Consider the following 16,426-nt stretch of genomic DNA (forward strand, 5'->3'; position numbering starts at 1 on the left):
TTAAACCCTAGTGGTGCGGTCAGTTTGTTATTAACCAAACCGGCAATACTATGTGTTCTTTGATCCCACTCTTTTTGCCAACCGAATTTTCACTTTTTCTGCCCCAGCCGTCTGTCTTTGAACATAGGCTATCAATGCCGCTTTCATCACTATATACAAGACTTGGAGACGCTATATCTTTGATCGATTCTTGATGCTGGCTTCGCTTTTCTTTGCTTGCTTCTAAGTGCGAAAAGTTTTTTTAAGCTGCAAGCCTAACCTTTTTAACCAGTAACTAATTGTACCCCAAATTCTTGAGCAGCTTTTTTCAAGGTCATATCTTGGGTTTCTTTGACATACTCTTTAAGCTTCTCTAAGTCAATCTTTTTTTTTGAGCCACCACGCCTCTTAGGAAAATAATTACCTTCTTGTCTGTATTTTCTATACCAATTTTCTATGCCGCCTGCCTATCGCTGATACACTTATTTTAAATAAGTGCGATTCTTCAATATACCCCCTGCATCTAAACATTCTATTCCCCTTTGTCTTAAATCGTTGCTGTAGCTCTTTGTCATTTTCCTTTTATCGTAACAAAAAATTACACCTAATTCAACCTAAATTTCTATAAGATCTGTATATATCTTTTTTTATCCATCCTGCCTTGAATGGGGGGGTAAAGAATTTTAAAATCCAAACTCATACCCTAAGCGATTTGACGATTTTTAAGAGAAGAAGAGTCCAGAAAAGAATCTTTTTCTAACGTCACCTTGGCACAAGCAAGTTTAGCTTTAAAACCCCGGTATGCAGAACAAGAAACTCCCCTAATTCCAAGAGAATAAAAAAAGTCAATGCTTTCCGGATCTCCTGCGTGCTCTCCGCACACAGATAATGATATGTTCGGATTGATTTTTAGAATAGTTTCGCAAGCAAAAGATAGTATTTTTCCTACGGAAGATTCATGGATGCTTTGAAACGGATCCTTAGAGAAAATTCCCAAAGACTGATACTTTTCTATCATGTACGCTGTATCATCTCTGGATAAGCCCAAAATCATTTGGGTTAAATCGTTCGTTCCAAAACATATAAAGTCCGCTTCTTGAGCAAAAAAGGATGCTTGAAGTGCACTGCTTGGAATTTCGATCATTACTCCCACGTTCCAAATTACTCCTGTAAGATCGTGCCAAATTGCCCGTTGAAGAATGCGTTTTTTGATCATTGTAAATTCCTCAGGGACGGTCACGAAAGGAATCATAATCCCCAGATCTACGGGAATTCCCTCTTTATGCACTCGCTCTGCAGCTTTAAAGAGAGATTGAACTTGAAGATCATAAATTTCGGGACGCAATATACCAAGACGAGCACCTCTTTTTCCCAGCATAGGATTATTTTCCTTGAGTCCGCTCGCTAATTCTTTTATTTTTTCCAAAGAAACTTCTAACTGATGAGAAAGCGTTTTCTCTGCTTCAAAAGTGCAAGGCAAAAATTCATGAAGAGGGGGGTCCAGCAAACGCACAGTCAAACGCTTACCATTTAGCTGCTTTAGCAGAGTAGTGTAATCTTCTTCTTGCAAGGCACTAATACGGGAAAAACATAGATCTTCTTGAAGCCCCAATATCCATCCCTGAAACCAAGGTAAGTGAGTGTTTTTGAAAAACATATGTTCGCTTCGGCATAACCCGATTCCTTCAGGATTAAAGGCAAGAGCGGCATTCCAATCCTCTAATGTGTCTGCATTCGCATAAACCTTTATTGCACTGACACGGTGCGAAAACTCTAAAAATTCCTCTAGCTCTTCACATTTTTCAGGTACTTTTAGTGCGCCCCTTCCTTTCCATATATTTCCCGTCGTTCCATCTATTGTCAATAAAGTTCCCTCAGGAAAAAATTGACCGCAAACTTCTATAGAATCACAATGTACTTTTAGCTCTTGTACAGAGGTTACGCAAGGCTTTCCTAATCCCCTGGTTACTACTGCACCGTGACAAGTCATTCCTCCTGTGGCGGTTATTACTCCAGATGCCTTTAAGATGCAAGCAACATCGTCACAATGGGTCTCTTGAGCTGCAAAAATGATATTTCTTCCACTGCTTGCCAAAAAATCAACAGTTTCTTGACGAATTGCAAGGATACCAAAAATTGCTCCAGGAGAAGCGCCTAGCCCTTTTCCTAAATTTTCGAGTCCTTCAAGATTTTCCAAATACGAATGATAGACTTGTTCTAACCCGTTTAAAGAAAGACGCTTTAGTGCATCCTGCATGCTTAAAACTCCTTCTGCAACATACCTAGAAAGTATCCGCAGTTCTGCTGTTTTTGTGCGCTTTCCTGGACGTGTTTGCAAAATCCAAACTTTTTTCTGTTCTATTGTAAACTCAATATCTTGCATATCTACAAAAAAATTATCTATTTTTTCAGCAATATCTTTTAAAGTTTTATAGGCGCACGGCAAATGAGTTTCCAGCAGTGAGAGCGGCCCTGGAGTCATTCCCCCTGAGACGATATCTTCGCCTTGTGCCTGAATGGAATATTCTCCAAAAAATTCTTTTTTTCCCGTAGAGGGATTTTGAGTGAACAATATTCCTGTTCCGCTAAATTGGTTGAAATTTCCAAATACCATAACCTGAATAACTACGTCTACTCCGGAACTGGAACTAATTTTTTCATGTAACCGATACGATTGGGCCCTTGAATTGTTCCAGCTATTTCTTACCATGTTTATAGCTTTAATTAATTGTTCATTGGCATCTTGAGGAAAACTATACCCAGCGTGTTCTTGAAATATTCTCTCGAATTCAATAGCTTCTTCACGGGTTGCGGTTTTGGAAATTTTTGGAAAAACCGTCTCGTCAATTTGTTCTACTAATTTTCCATAATGACATATCAACTTTATATAGCTGCGCCATAAATACTCTTTGTTTGCCTTTAAGGCATGATTGAATGTTAGTCCAACATTAAGCAAAGAATCGAGCATTCCTGGCATAGAAACTTTAAAACTGGAACGCACAGAAACAAAAAGTCCACTTTGCCCAGTTTCTTGATCATTCCACACCTTTCCAGATTTTATTTGTAACCTAAGCAATTCTTCTTGAAGCCCCTCAAGAGAAAAAGGGTGCAAGTAGGGAATTAAAAAAAATGGAGGAACAGGAACCTGAAGCGTTTCGAGCATTTTTAGATAGCCTGCCTTCGAGGGAGAAAAAACGTCCTGTCTTAACGCCTCTTCTGAAAAAAAAGAGCTTTCTTGAGAAAAAGAGAGAGGAAAATTCAAAAAAAAACACCATAATCTTATAATACACACTTTCAGAATGACACAAGATCTAAAATAGGTCAATATTTTTTCGACGAATATTTATTTTTATTTAGATATTTATTAATTTTTTAATATACAAAAATTGAAGGAGGAAGTGTTAGGTAGAAACTTCCCCATTGTGTAGTTATTGTTTTATTATTTTCGACTCTGCGGAAAAGTTTCATCTTTTTTTGGGTTTTTACAAAGTCCAAGATCTAAGAGGTCTTTAGAATATTCTTCTTCAAAAAATGCATACCCATGCATTTCTGCGATAGTTTTTACTGCATCCGAAAGCAGTCCATCAGCACATCTTGCGTTGCTTCCGGCACCTTCGTCAACCGCGCCTTCTAAAAAATGAGTTAATCTGGCATAAGAGCCGTAAGCGAGAAGATCATTTTTATATCCTTGTGCGTTTTCGACGTATTCTTGAGTGTTTTTTGCAAATGCTTCTGGTAAATTTTTTCTTAAAGTTTGATAGTGTAATGGGGAAAGATGGTTCACTTCTGTTCTTTCTTTCCCATCATAAACATCCATAAAAATCTCTGTCATTTCATCCAAATACTTTTCTTTTTGTTTCACGTCTTGTGTTTCATAGTATTTTTCTGAAAATCCTTTCAGATAGGCTTTCATTGTACCAAACGAAGCAATTTTGAAATACTGGAGATCTTCTTTCTCTTCCTGAAATTTTTGTGTACATTGATTTTGTTTCACTGCTTTATACTTTGATTCTTCTTCCGCAGATTTTATTCCGTGAAGGATTTCAGACAAGTTTTTTATAATGAATTTTCTCGCATTCTGTCTTATAAGATTTTCTTCTACCTGTTTTGTTTCCGCAGCATAATTGAATTGTGCTAATAAAGCTGCATATTTTTTCTCCCCCACCTTTTTAATAATCAGTTCTTCTCCCGTTTTACACTTTTTAGAATCATAGTGATGCTGGCCTAAGTATTCTAAAAATTTACGATTTGTTGTATCCTTTGCTTCTGCAGTCGCTTCAAAAAAACAAAACATAGTGTTAGAAAAATGAAAAAATCCAGAAATTGCTTCATAGCGAGTTTTGGGGTCCTTAAGGTTTTTATAAAATATTCCAAAATCTTCTAGTGCTTTATGTAATAATTCGTAATCTTTGTCTTGATTTTCTATTATTGTAGTTACAATTTCATACAATTCGTTGTATTCTTCTTTTCCACTTTGATCATATAGTATCGAGTCAATAATTAAGTTAATCTCTCCTTCACGAGTTGGAATAAACTCTAAATCAGAACCAGAAAATACTTTATTAATAAAGTATTCAAGTTGGACACTAAAATCTTTTTCTCCAGTAACGCTGTTTTGAGCAGTTCTTCTGTTCCAAAAAAATTTATTCAAATGTTCTCGTGCCTGTCGTATTTGCATTCGTTTGCGTTTTTCGCTTTCTTTTAATGCGTCTACAATAACTTTAAACTTAAGATTCTTTAAATCTTCAACGTTCTGGAAATAATTTTCAGGGCAAAAAGTCTTTAAACAAAACAATAGAGATTGAGACTGCAAAGCCGTTTTTGAAGCATTATCAAAAAAGATCAGCGCTTCTTGTCTTTTCTTAGAATCTTGATCTTTTTCCAAATCTCTAAATTTTAAAAAGCACTCCATATTTGGCAACTGCTTATTTTCTGAAGATCTTTCTAATTGTTCAAGAACCTCTCTGTAGGAAAGATCAGCCATATCCAAATAATGCGCCCACGTTTTCATATCGGAATTTTTTAATATTACCCGTTCTACAGCATTCATTTTTTCCTTTTTGGAAAAGCTTGGCATCACCCCCTTAATAAAATGGCACATTTGAGTTGGGCGATTTTCTTCATACATTTGCCCAAAAATAATTTTTTCATTATTTTTTGTATAAAAATGAAGCTCTTGATCGATTATCTCCCCTCTTTCTAAAAGATCTGCTGCAACACGTTGTAAAGTATTGTACTGCTCTATATCTCTTGGATCAGAAGAACTAAAAAATTTTTCTAAAATTTTATTAAAAATTTCACATCCAAAATTTGGACGAAGCTCGGAGAATTTTTTCAGGAAAAAATATTTTTCTTTTTGTGTATTGCTTAAAAAATCTAAACAATACTCGTAAGAAATGTCTGCTATATCAAAAACATCTAAACATTTACTTACGTAGTCATTGTCGAATCTTATCCAATAAGGGGACTTTTCTAAATTTTCTAAAACTTCCGCAACTGCTTGGTTTAAAAAACGCATTTTTTGACTTTGAGGTAAATTTTTCATTAGGTACTTGATGAAATCCTTATTAAAGGAAGAAATATTATTCAGTGTTCCTAAATAAATCTTTTCATTGCTTTTTGTGTAAAAATAAATTTCTTTATCTACTACATCAATTTCTTTTAGCTGATCTGCTGCAACACTCCATAAATTTTCACGCCGACTCTTGTCTATTTCATCAGAAGAATTTGAAAGATTTTCTATTACTCTATCAAAAACTCTGCTAAAAACTTCGCTAGCTGTTTCTGGAGACGCTCTACGCAATTCCTGAAAGATATCGCTTTTTAATGAATTTTCAGGGGCTGCATTAAAAAAATCTAAAGCACAAGCGTACTCATCGTAATTGTAATTACCACGGAGCAAAATATAAATAGCATCTGTCAAGTTGCGAGAATTATTTATTCTGACTTTTTCTATCAATTCAGGAAAAGATATTTTTTCTTTCCAACGTGTATCTTTTTCTAAAAAAGAAAAAACTCGGAACAAAACCGTTGAATTACAATTATTTACTTCCTTAAACAAATGTTCATAATCTTCAATAAAAATTGAAAAAGCCTTATCAAAAAGATATTGGTCACACCAACTGGACAAATTATTTAGTGTTTCAGAAAAAGCTCCTTCTTTGCAGAATAAAGAGCGAAGTACACAGGTAAAATTATCAGGAGTATCTACAACCTTACTTAGAAAATCAAAAGCAATTTCTTTGTTTGTTTTACTGTTTGACCTCATTAAATACTCGAAAATATACCCCAAAACTTTTGGACGAATACGATTTTCTTTAATATTTTTTAACGTAAAATCCAGAACTTGAGTAAAAAGTGTCGTGTTACAATCACGTGAAATCACACTAAATAGTACTCCTTCTAACCCTGTAACCTCATTTCTTCCACAAAATCTAAGCGCATCGGACAAAAAGCAATAAATTTCGCGATCTTTATTGACGGCATCACTTAGAGCTAATGCGTTGACGGTCCAAACTACATCTTCTGGGGTGCCAAAGCTTAAATCCCTGAGCGAACTTTTTAAGAAAACAAAGTTTCGTGGAAAAAGAGAGAAAATGTTTTCAAAAATAGCCTCACAAGCATCTGCAATCGTATTTCTACCTCCTAAATGAGTATCGTTATAGGCAGCAATGCGCCCCAAAGCAGCTGTCATATGAAAGATATTTAAATAATTCCCAGGGGTTTGAGATAAATCTAACTGAGAAAGCTTTAATAAAATATTTTTTAGTGAGTCATCTTTTTCAAATGCGCTTAACGCGTCATATATTTTTTTTGCGTCAACGTTGATTTCAGAGTTAAAAGCAAGAACTAGCACCATAAATGCTTTTCTTAAAGATGAAAAATCTTGATCGCTATACCGTTTTTCACGACGAAAATCAAGGGAGGTTAATAAGCGAACAAACAATTCATTAAAAGAATCAGGATTATCATGATTTAATACTCTTAGAACGTACTTTACTGTATTTTTGTTTAGTCCAAATAAAGTATCAAAAAGCTTCTTTGGGCTAATATTTTGCAAAGTTCTCTTTAAAGCTGTTGCGTCAGAAGAGTTTCTATTTAAAATATCGATAAAAAATCCTTTTCCATTTAATCTACCTAAAAAAGTGTTTGAAGCATATTCTCCGTCTAATATTTCTGCTTCAAAAGGGAAACACTCGAGTTCCTTATTATTGTTTTCAGAAGTAAACGCTTCTACTAAAGAATGATCAAGCGTATCTGCTTCTCTGTACAAAAAATTGATCTCAAATCCCTTAAAATCAAATGATAACAGTTCACGAAACTGATCAAGCTGATTAAAGAAGTCTTGCTCTCCCCCATAGCCTCTACTTAGCTCAGAACTTCTACTTAGTTCAGAACTCTCATTTAGATCAAAACGACCTGCCTCAGAACTCTCATTTAGCTCAGAGCTTTGCTGCGAGCTTGATGAACTATCTTCATCGCTTCCATCTGCACCATAGGCGCTTTGAGTAAAATTTTCAATAAAAAAGCTGCTAGTAACATTCATTATTAATGTAAGTAAAATTTTTTTTTTCATACGTAACCCCTTTTTTCTATTCCTTGTCATTCTAGTAGAAACTTTTATAAGCTTTCAATAGGCTGGTTAAAAAAAATTTCAATAGGCTAGTTAACAAAAATTTAAAAATGCTTAAAATTGGTATTTAATATCCTCACCATGAGGAAGGACAGGACCGTCATGTAATCATTTCTTGAATCTTGAACATGTACTAAAATGTTTGAAGGTAAGATGATTTTTTGATAGGCGAAAAACTGATAATATCCTTTTATAATATTCCTCTTTGTTTTTTAATAAATGCTTTTTGGGTCTTGCTAACGGTTCCTTGCTTTGGCAGAATTATTCATGAAATTTATAAGTGTGGTGTCATGGCAATGAAGATCCAGCTTTTTTCTCACCTTAGAGAGCGAGTGTTGTCTAGTGTCTGGATGACACTTTTTCTCGCGCTACTTTTAGGAATCGTATATTTGTTCCAAGGTTCTCAAAAGATCGCTTACGTGATTTTGTTTGGATTTGTTTTGGGATGCTTAATTGAATGGGGATATGCGTGTTTTATTTCCACGACATGGAAGAAATACTATATATGGCCTTTGGGGAGCGTATTCATTTTAATTGGGGGAATGGCTTTTTTAGAATCTTTTAATACAAAAGGATGGACCAGTTGGATTGTGATCGTGGCAAGTTCTATCTTTACCGATACATTTGCCTACCTTTGTGGGTCTTTGATAAAGGGGCCTAAAATTTTTCCTTCTGTTAGCGCTGCAAAAACTTATTCAGGTGCAATAGGAGGGCTTGCACTGTCCTGTATTTGTACCGTGACGCTGGGAGCTTTTTTGCATCATCCCATTGGTTGGGGAAGTGCGGCGGCTTTAAGTGTTTTTGCTCAATTAGGAGATTTTTTAGAGTCTTGGGCAAAACGTCATCTTGAAATTAAGGATTCTGGAAATTGGATTAAAGGGCACGGTGGGGTAATAGACCGTACAGACAGTTGGTGGATGACGGCAATTGGATATGGAATTGAGCCTTGGATATAATTAATGTTTTCTGAGCTGCACCCATTTATGGATTACGCTTTAGTTTTGGCAAAAAAAGCTGAGCTTCAAGGGGAAGTTCCTGTAGGTGCAGTTTTGGTTTACAACGACAAAATTATTCTTGAAAATCATAACAAGATGCGTCAAAATAACAATCCTTTGGCGCATGCAGAACTTCTTTTACTGCAGGAAGCGTACAGCTTTCTTAAAACGTATTATTTGTCTCAGTGTAGTCTTTTTGTCACTCTCGAGCCTTGTGGTATGTGTGCCACTGCCGTGGCATTGTCGCGATTAAAGGCGGTATATTTTGGTGCTTACGACCCCAAACATGGAGGAATTGAACATGGTGCGCGTGTGTTTGATAAGGAGCAAAATTTTTTTAAACCAAAAACTGTGGTGGCAGGGGTGCGCGCTTATCATTGCGAAAATATTTTAAAGAATTTTTTTTCTTATCGACGGGGGTAAAAAAAGATATGTATTTTTTTCAAATACCATGATTTTTTTATCTTTTAGGGAAGTGGGGTGGCTGTTTTGGGGTATTCTCTTGGTATATATTTCTATTCAAGATGTGTATTATCGTAGTTTTCCTCTCTGGAGTGTGGTCGTTTTAGGAACTATTTCTTTGTGGCTTTGTCCTGCGTGCTTAGGAAATGTATTGGTGTATGCAGGAATTTTTAGTTTTTTTAAAAATTTTGGAAAATGGAAATGGAATAAAACGTATCTTGAGTGGGGAGATGTAGAAATTTTAGCACTGCTGAGCAGTTTAAGTGATAACGTTTCTGAATTTTTTTTGATTTCTGGAATTTTAGGCGCCTTAGGGTGCTTAGTCTTTCGTCAGCACGGCATTCCTTTCGTTCCTTTTATGAGTGTTTCTTGGTGTATTGTGGAAGGGGGAAAATACCTCGTTCTATCATAGTTTAATATTGGAGTTCTGAGTAATAAAAAACAATTAAAATAAAACCTTTTTTTATAATGGATGTGTATTATGTATAAAAAATGAAAAACAACAAAATGAATAATACAGTAAAGTATATTTTCATTGTAGTATTTATGCTGGAATTTTCGGATTTCGGATTTGGGTTAATAGCTCCAGTTCCCCAATTTTCTACACCAGCAATGTGTTTAACTTCTGATGGATCAGTGAGGTCTTTAGAGACAGGTGTTTTTTGTTTTACTCACGCATTTGGTCGTACATGTTGGCCTGGGGGAAGATTTTATCAAGAATCTCCTGGGGGAACCTTCAGTATTTCTGGTCTAGTAACTGGGAATTTGTCGTATGCTCCTGTTGTTGAGGCGTGTAGAAGTATAGGTGGAGAAATAGATGAAGGCGCTATGGCCTTAAATTATTTAAGCACGTTTGGAACATTAGCTACAAAAGCGCAAAATTTAAATTTCATTCAAAATCTAAAGGATAAGACAAGAGGGCATAAATTTATTCCTGTTTACAACAATACCGCTCTTGGCTCTGTACGTCTTTTTACAAAGGATACAAACAAATATCCAGTAATTAATTTAGATTACAATGGAGTAATGGCAGATAGTGAACTTCAATCTTTTAGTAATATCGTCATAAGTCAAGTTCCTTCTCTTTCAGTGCAGTACATGATAGACAAGGCGAAAAAAGTTTTAGAGTCTGGTATTAAGGTAGATTTAGTAAATTTAAAGAAGCAGTTAGAAGGGATTGCAGCAATTAGAGATCTTCTTGAAAAGAATATGAATTTTTTTATTAATACTCTTGGAAATATGAAGGGAAGCGATTACGGAAAAATACTTGATAATGCGGCAGAGGTTATTGTTTATACCAGTCAAAATAGTATCGGTCAAAGTAAGAATAGTACAGATTCTACGAAGACAGAAAAAATGATAAATTTGTGTGAGAAATCATTAAAAGAATTAGATATTTTTATATTGGCAAAGAATAATGTGAGATCTGTATTTGAAAATGTGATGAATTTGGCAAAGCAAATTCCAGGAAGCGAGCCTTACGATACAGATGATATGATAAAAAACCCAAGAAAGTACACAATTCCTGTATTTTTAGTTTCTGAGGCTCTTAAAAAAGATGAAAAAATGATAAAGCTATTTTTTGAAGCAGATGTATTAAAGAGTCAATTACTTGTTGCAAAAAACAAGTTGGAAGCGCTTAAAGCTGTAAAAGAAAACTTTTTCACAAATTTAGATAAAAAAATTATGGAATTAAATGATAAAATTTCGACTCTTGCGAAAAAAAAGAAAATTTTTGAAAAAATTCTGGAAGAATACACAGTAAAACGGACAAAACAAGATATGGGTGGAATAGTAAGAAAAGTTTTTGAGGAGCTGCAAAAAGATATTTCAGATACTGCTCAAAATTATGGAAAAATCGTTCAATCCATACAAGAAACTCAATCTGTTCAAGATAACCAATTCATTGCAACTCTTACGGAATACCAAAAGCGTTTGGCTCCTTTAGAGACAACAATGAAAGGATACGTCGCTTATAAAGATGGTATGACGCAAATGGTTGAAAACGCTTACCAAAAAGCACTAAATGAAAAGAATGTAATTTTACAAAAAGTAGCACAAGAGATTCGAAATCATATAAATGAGATTAATGCGCTTCTTAATCCTATTATAGCGCTTCTTAATAATCAACAAAGCGCTGATGAATTATGGCAGAAAAGTTTTCAAAAAATTAATATTTTATCGAATTTTTTATTAATAGATAAGGCTAATTTAGAAACTTTATTCACAACTATTGGCGCTGATGATATAATAATAAAAAGTTCTATCATTTCTTTGAACACCGGTGTTTTGACGGAAATTCAAGCGATAAATGAGGTGCAAAAAAGAATAGTTTTTGGTAAAATTTACGGAACTTATGTTGAAGCAAATTTGCTAAAAAAAAGGATGACAGCAGATTCTAAAGATGATCAAAAGAGTTTTAACGCAGTGTGGGAAAAATATTTGCAAGACGGTAATACATCACTTGTTTTTTCAGAATACAATGATATCGTTTTACAAAAAAATAAAATTAAAGATGTTTTATCACAGAGCTTAATCATTTTAAGTGCGATAGATAAAAGCAGTCTAGATATTCAAAATTTAATAAAGGAAGTAGGACTTCTTCTTGCCCCAGTCGGTGCGGAAACCACTTTAGACAAGATATTCGAAAATAACGTGATCAGTAAATTAAAAAGCAAGAGACTTTTGTGATGTATGCATTGACAGATCTATATCTCTATAGTGGGGGAAGTGAGCTTTTATAGCATACGAATTTAGTTTTAACGTTTTGATGGTGCAGGATAACTATAATTTAGTGCTGTGCTTGCCAAATTTATTTTTTTTTCGTATTCTGAAAATCAGTATTGTGGTGAGAGGGTTCATGTCTAAGTTTGTGCGCTATAGTGTTCGCATTGTGGTGGCCGTTACGTTTTTTAGTGTTAAGGTTTTGGCAATTCAAAGCTTTAAGTTGGCAGAGTCAAGAATAGAGGATTTTTTTATAAAAAGCGGGCTTAAGCGGTCCTCCTCTTCTTGTGATATGGATGAGGTCAAGGCCGGGGCAACGTTTTTAAGTATTTTTCGTTTACTAGTTGATGAATATGTAGATCGTATTGGTCCTAAAGAAATGCAAAAAATGTTAGAAGGTGCTATTCAAGGAATGCTTTCTTCTCTGGATCCTCATTCTGGAGTTGTTCAGCAGAATCTTCTTGAAGAAATGGAAGGGGAATTTGGAGGGCTTGGTATTCAAATTTCTCCAGTTCCCATTAAAGGTACAGATCGTACCGAGCTTACCATAGTTTCTATTTTAGAAGGAGCCCCCAAAACTCCTGCGCAAATTTCTGGACTTAAACCAAAAGATGTTATTGTGGCAATAGACAGTACTTTTTACGATCGTTACGATGAGGCTGTGAAAAAAATGCGGGGGGCTCCCGGAACAAAAGTTGTGCTAACGATAAGAAGAAAGCTTTCTGATAAGGAAAAAATTTTTAACGTTTCTTTAACCCGATCTTTAATTAAGGTGGATTCTGTTAAATATCATCTTGAGCCGAATAGCAACGTCGGATATATTCGCATCGGTGTTTTTGACGCTAAGACCGGAATTTTGGTTGAAAAAGCTTTACGAAGTCTTTATAAAGAAAATCCAAAGTTAAATTCTATTGTTATTGATTTACGCAATAATTATGGAGGGTATCTTGATCAAGCCATAAAGGTAGCCAGTTTGTTTTTATCATCTGGTGTTGTGGTAAAAGTAAAAGATAAAAAGACCGTTCGTGAACATTCTGTTGTTCCTGGGCATGTTATTGTGGGGAAGGGGGGGGTATACGATGCCGCTTTGCTTGTTTTGGTGAATGGATATTCTGCTTCTGCTTCAGAAATTTTGGCAGCTGCCCTAAAAGACCACAATCGTGCAATCGTTGCGGGGCGAATGACTTTTGGGAAGGGATCTGTTCAAGAAGTTAAGGTGCTTGACTCTAAGTTGGCGTTTAAGTTTACTTCCAGTAGGTTTTATTCTCCAAAGGGGCTTCCTATTCAAGGGTCTGGGGTGATTCCTCATGTTATTTTTAAGACGCCTCATGATACATCAGAGGAAAGTAAAGTAGAGATTAAGGAAAGCAATCTTCCAGGGTCTTTAGAAAGAAAGCTGTTAGATCAAAGTGTAGCTCCTTCAAAGGAATCTTCGAAAAAAAGTTCTTCAAAAAAGAGTAAGCCTTCTGGGCATGGAGTTCCTGTTGAGCGCCCTATTCAAGTTGCAAAACAACTAATAATTTGTAGCGAAGAAAAAAATGATGGGGGCGTAGAGTCCACAGAAGTGGATTACGAGCTATTGCAGGCTATAGATTTAGCAAAGGCTTTGGGATATCAATTTGAACAATATAAGATGAGGCAGGGGCGTGAAAATAAAAAGTAAGATATGGCGGATCCCCAATTTTATTTCCTTACTTCGTATAGGGCTGACGCCGATTATTTGTTCGCTGTTATTGGTTCAAGATGTGCACGCCAGAGAGTATGCTCTTATTATTTTTATTATGGCGTGTTTTACGGATTATGCGGATGGATATATTGCAAGACATCAAAAACAAACTTCTCAATTTGGTATGGTTTTAGATCCTTTTGCGGATAAGTGCTTAATGTACTCTGTTTCTTTTACTTTAATGTATGCACAGTTTTGCGATGTTAAGAAGTTTTTGTTCCTTTCTTTAATGATGCTTAGAGATACGGCGGTTGGAACGCTTCGAAGTTTTGTGGGGCATCGGCGAGTTCCTGTGCATAATTACGCTAAAATAAAGACTACGTTTCAAATGATGGGGATTGCTGCCATGATTGCTCCCAGCGCTTACGGAGATTTCATAGCATCGTGGTTGTTGTTTGTTAGCTGTGGTATTAGCCTGTACACGGGGGGAATGTATTTTTCTCAAGTTTTTAGGCGATTTTAAAGAAAAGGGTTAACGGAGGGGTTTATTATTTTTCCATTCCTGAAGTTGAGAGTATAGGGTTTTTGTTTTTTTGGGGTTATATTCAAAACCTGGAAACTCTGCTTTGATAAGGTCGGTATACTTTTCTAGTTCTACCTTTGACTGGTGGTATCTGTCGGCTATTTTACTGAACCGTTCAAAGTTTTCAGAAGAAAAGCGAATATTTTCAAAAGAATCTTTAAAAATCTTTTTTTGCTTTTCTAAAGATTCTTCGCATTTTTTTTTGTACTGATCTAATAGATGGACTAATTTTTCTTTTTCTTTCTCTGTTTTAGTCTTAATTTCTTGTATTTTATGAATTTCTGTTGAATTTTTTGATTGTTCTTTTTCTAATTGAGTTTCTAGTTTTTCAGTGTAATCAGTACATACTTCTTGTTTTTCTAAAATATGTGAGAAAAGATCGCCTATTTCTTCCAACTCTATTTTTAGCCCTTGAATTTCTTTTTCTAAAAGCAGCTGCTGTTTATTTTTTAAATTAATAAAATTTTCTAGTTTTTGAATCATGGTATCAAGTTCGCTAATAAGAGAGTCGTCAGAAGTTGTATAAGATTTTTTTTGCTGTGGTTCAGCTTTTAGCGATTCAAATCCTGCAAACACGACAGCCATCAAAGATAGAAAAATTTTAATTATCATTAGTGTGTTCCTTTAATTTTGAGATTGCCCTACAGTGTCTGAACATTGATTTTCTAATTTGTTTAGAGCTTCTTTTAGAATTTTTATTTTAGTTGCGCAAGCATTTGGGGCAGTTTGGGAGGGGGAATTACTTTCGTTAGAAGATTTATTCAAGCGGGATTTAAGAGCTTCCAGACGATTTTTCGTCTCTGCATTTTTTGTTTTTAACTGCGAGTCTATACTTGAAATTTCTGAACTAACCGGATTATCTGAAAGTTTTTTTAATTGATCTAGCCCACCGGATTGTTTGTTTAGTAAGTCTTTAAATGAATTATTTGATTCTTGAAACGCGGTATGCAATTCAGTAACCGTAGGAGATAGGGAAGCACTCGTAATGGCACTTAATTTTCTAATGCCCGCAGTTACAGCTTTTTTCATATTCTGGTACTTAATCTTTTTTTTCGAAAGTTGCTCCTCTAATTGTTGGATTTTATTCAATCCTGATTCGAGCTTTGTATTTAAATCTAATTCTTTTTGCTGTAAATTTTTAATAGTGGTGCTATTTTCTTCTATGGAATCTTGTAGATTTTTAATTTTTAAGCTATTTGCTTCTAATTGTTTTTTAAGATTGATAGCTTCTAATTCACTTTGTTCTTCAAGAACTTGCGTTGAAAGTTTAAGCTCTTTTAACTCTTCTTCAGTTGAAATTTTTTGTTCTGTTGCTTCGGAAAGAGCGTTCAGTGCATCCTTCAATTGTTCGCACGTAACATCTATAGTTTTATATAAACCTTTTGATTGGGCTAAGATATTTTCTTTTTCTTTCTGTAACGTATCTATTTGCTGAATATATATTGATTCATTGTTATGCGCTTCCCTTAATTGAATATCAAGTTCGTTTTTAATTTGTTTTATTTTTTCTACCTCAAATTCTAGGGCAGTACGCTCTTCCTCAACTAATTTTATCGCGTGCTCTAAATTCTCTTCTTCATCTTTTGCAAACAACGTGTTTACTGGAAATGCCAACAAAAGCAGGATAAGATATTTTATATTTTTCATAACTGACTATATGTTTCAATTTATACAAGTAATTATATTTTGAAAATAATAAAAAAATACTAATTTTAATTTTTAGTTTAAACAATAGCATACTCCCCCTCACTTTTTTGAAGGGGCTTTAAAAGATCCGAAAGAGAGGCTATTTTATTAAAAATAAACAACAATGTTTAATGCAAATGAACCTCTCATCCTTAATAAATAAGATAACAAAACTATTAGCTTTTCACAATTCCCGCGCAGAGACTTTTAAAACCTTCGTACTTATCGATCAGCGAAAGGTTCAGCATCCTGCGATGATCCACAAGATGCACTCTCCACCTTCAATAAAATCCAAGCTTGAACGCATCAGGAGTTTTTTTAAAAGGACAAGGAATTGATTCTGGACTCTTCTCAAAAGCCTTAATATCAAGCATTTGGGAGCAAATTCCTAAAATACATTTAATGCTCGATGGCACCAATTAGAAGTTTGGAACGCAGAATATCAATTGCCTCGTACTAGCTGTTAAAGTTGGAAATATTACATTTCCTTTGTTTTAGAGCATGCTTGATCACCAGGAAAATTCGCACACCCTAGCACGCATCAGTTTATTAAACCAATTTAAGGAAATCTTTTGGGGCGATAAAATTCTCTCCTTTTCAGCTGATCGCGAATTTGTGGGCAAAGATTGGATCACTTATTTGTGTGACCATAAGATCCCTTTTTTTATCCGTATAAAAGATAATCCATTGGCCAACTT

The 16,426-nt window shown here is 34.9% G+C and carries 13 protein-coding genes and 1 pseudogene; 9 read left to right on the forward strand and 5 right to left on the reverse strand.

The features are described from left to right. Window positions 1-263: 263 nt before the first annotated feature. The 3 genes from HE1_RS10330 to HE1_RS03000 form a co-directional block, all read right to left on the reverse strand. Window positions 264-437: a helix-turn-helix domain-containing protein gene (locus tag HE1_RS10330; RefSeq protein ID WP_084490972.1), complete on the reverse strand. Its 174-nt coding sequence runs from the start codon at window positions 435-437 to the stop codon at window positions 264-266. 245 nt (window positions 438-682) lie between these two features. Further along, the gene (locus HE1_RS02995; RefSeq protein WP_161630431.1) at window positions 683-3,241 is read right to left on the reverse strand and encodes a putative PEP-binding protein; all 2,559 of its coding nucleotides are present in this window, start codon (window positions 3,239-3,241) and stop codon (window positions 683-685) included. Between the two features lie 177 nt (window positions 3,242-3,418). Then, on the reverse strand, window positions 3,419-7,555 hold the full coding sequence (locus HE1_RS03000) for a hypothetical protein (RefSeq protein ID WP_162480248.1): 4,137 nt from the start codon (window positions 7,553-7,555) through the stop codon (window positions 3,419-3,421). 218 nt (window positions 7,556-7,773) lie between these two features. Between HE1_RS03000 and HE1_RS06475 the strand changes: the two genes are divergently transcribed. From HE1_RS06475 to HE1_RS03030, 6 genes are all read left to right on the forward strand, one after another. Next, window positions 7,774-8,568, forward strand: coding sequence for a phosphatidate cytidylyltransferase (locus HE1_RS06475; RefSeq protein ID WP_052567271.1), 795 nt, complete (start codon window positions 7,774-7,776; stop codon window positions 8,566-8,568). A gap of 3 nt (window positions 8,569-8,571) precedes the next feature. After that, on the forward strand, window positions 8,572-9,030 hold the full coding sequence (locus HE1_RS03010) for a nucleoside deaminase (protein WP_006295667.1): 459 nt from the start codon (window positions 8,572-8,574) through the stop codon (window positions 9,028-9,030). A 79-nt stretch (window positions 9,031-9,109) separates the two neighbouring features. Beyond that, complete coding sequence (locus HE1_RS03015) at window positions 9,110-9,481, forward strand: hypothetical protein (RefSeq protein WP_162531220.1); 372 nt, start codon at window positions 9,110-9,112, stop codon at window positions 9,479-9,481. A gap of 353 nt (window positions 9,482-9,834) precedes the next feature. Then, window positions 9,835-11,760: a hypothetical protein gene (locus HE1_RS03020; RefSeq protein WP_162480252.1), complete on the forward strand. Its 1,926-nt coding sequence runs from the start codon at window positions 9,835-9,837 to the stop codon at window positions 11,758-11,760. A 103-nt stretch (window positions 11,761-11,863) separates the two neighbouring features. Beyond that, a complete protein-coding gene (locus tag HE1_RS03025; RefSeq protein WP_162531221.1) occupies window positions 11,864-13,456 on the forward strand; it encodes a S41 family peptidase in 1,593 nt (530 codons plus the stop codon). Beyond that, the gene (locus tag HE1_RS03030; protein ID WP_035544588.1) at window positions 13,440-13,982 is read left to right on the forward strand and encodes a CDP-alcohol phosphatidyltransferase family protein; all 543 of its coding nucleotides are present in this window, start codon (window positions 13,440-13,442) and stop codon (window positions 13,980-13,982) included. The genes HE1_RS03025 and HE1_RS03030 overlap by 17 nt, the downstream gene beginning before the upstream one ends. Window positions 13,983-13,991: 9 nt before the next feature. Here the strand turns inward: HE1_RS03030 and HE1_RS03035 are convergent, their stop codons facing one another. Beyond that, window positions 13,992-14,654, reverse strand: a complete 663-nt coding sequence (locus HE1_RS03035; RefSeq protein ID WP_035544591.1) for a hypothetical protein — start codon at window positions 14,652-14,654, stop codon at window positions 13,992-13,994. 12 nt (window positions 14,655-14,666) lie between these two features. Further along, window positions 14,667-15,689 carry a coiled-coil domain-containing protein gene (locus HE1_RS03040; protein WP_162480254.1) on the reverse strand — a complete coding sequence of 341 codons (1,023 nt, stop codon included), beginning with the start codon at window positions 15,687-15,689 and terminating at the stop codon, window positions 14,667-14,669. A gap of 170 nt (window positions 15,690-15,859) precedes the next feature. Between HE1_RS03040 and HE1_RS08145 the strand changes: the two genes are divergently transcribed. The 3 genes and pseudogenes from HE1_RS08145 to HE1_RS08150 all read left to right on the forward strand — a co-directional run. After that, window positions 15,860-16,066, forward strand: coding sequence for a hypothetical protein (locus HE1_RS08145; protein WP_162480256.1), 207 nt, complete (start codon window positions 15,860-15,862; stop codon window positions 16,064-16,066). Next, on the forward strand, window positions 16,026-16,151 hold the full coding sequence (locus HE1_RS09960; RefSeq protein WP_278243219.1) for a hypothetical protein: 126 nt from the start codon (window positions 16,026-16,028) through the stop codon (window positions 16,149-16,151). Before HE1_RS08145 ends, HE1_RS09960 begins: the two co-directional genes overlap by 41 nt. A gap of 78 nt (window positions 16,152-16,229) precedes the next feature. After that, window positions 16,230-16,426, forward strand: a pseudogene (locus HE1_RS08150) (IS4 family transposase); the annotation flags it as partial.

Source organism: Holospora elegans E1, assembly GCF_000648275.1.
GTDB classification, from domain to species: Bacteria; Pseudomonadota; Alphaproteobacteria; order Holosporales; family Holosporaceae; genus Holospora; species Holospora undulata_A.

Coding starts and splice junctions, on each gene's coding strand:
- HE1_RS08145 (WP_162480256.1), top strand. CDS start 15,860: ATGCAAATGAACCTCTCATCCTTAATAAATAAGATAACAAAACTATTA.
- HE1_RS03010 (WP_006295667.1), top strand. CDS start 8,572: ATGTTTTCTGAGCTGCACCCATTTATGGATTACGCTTTAGTTTTGGCA.
- HE1_RS03040 (WP_162480254.1), bottom strand. CDS start 15,689: ATGAAAAATATAAAATATCTTATCCTGCTTTTGTTGGCATTTCCAGTA.
- HE1_RS03035 (WP_035544591.1), bottom strand. CDS start 14,654: ATGATAATTAAAATTTTTCTATCTTTGATGGCTGTCGTGTTTGCAGGA.
- HE1_RS03000 (WP_162480248.1), bottom strand. CDS start 7,555: ATGAAAAAAAAAATTTTACTTACATTAATAATGAATGTTACTAGCAGC.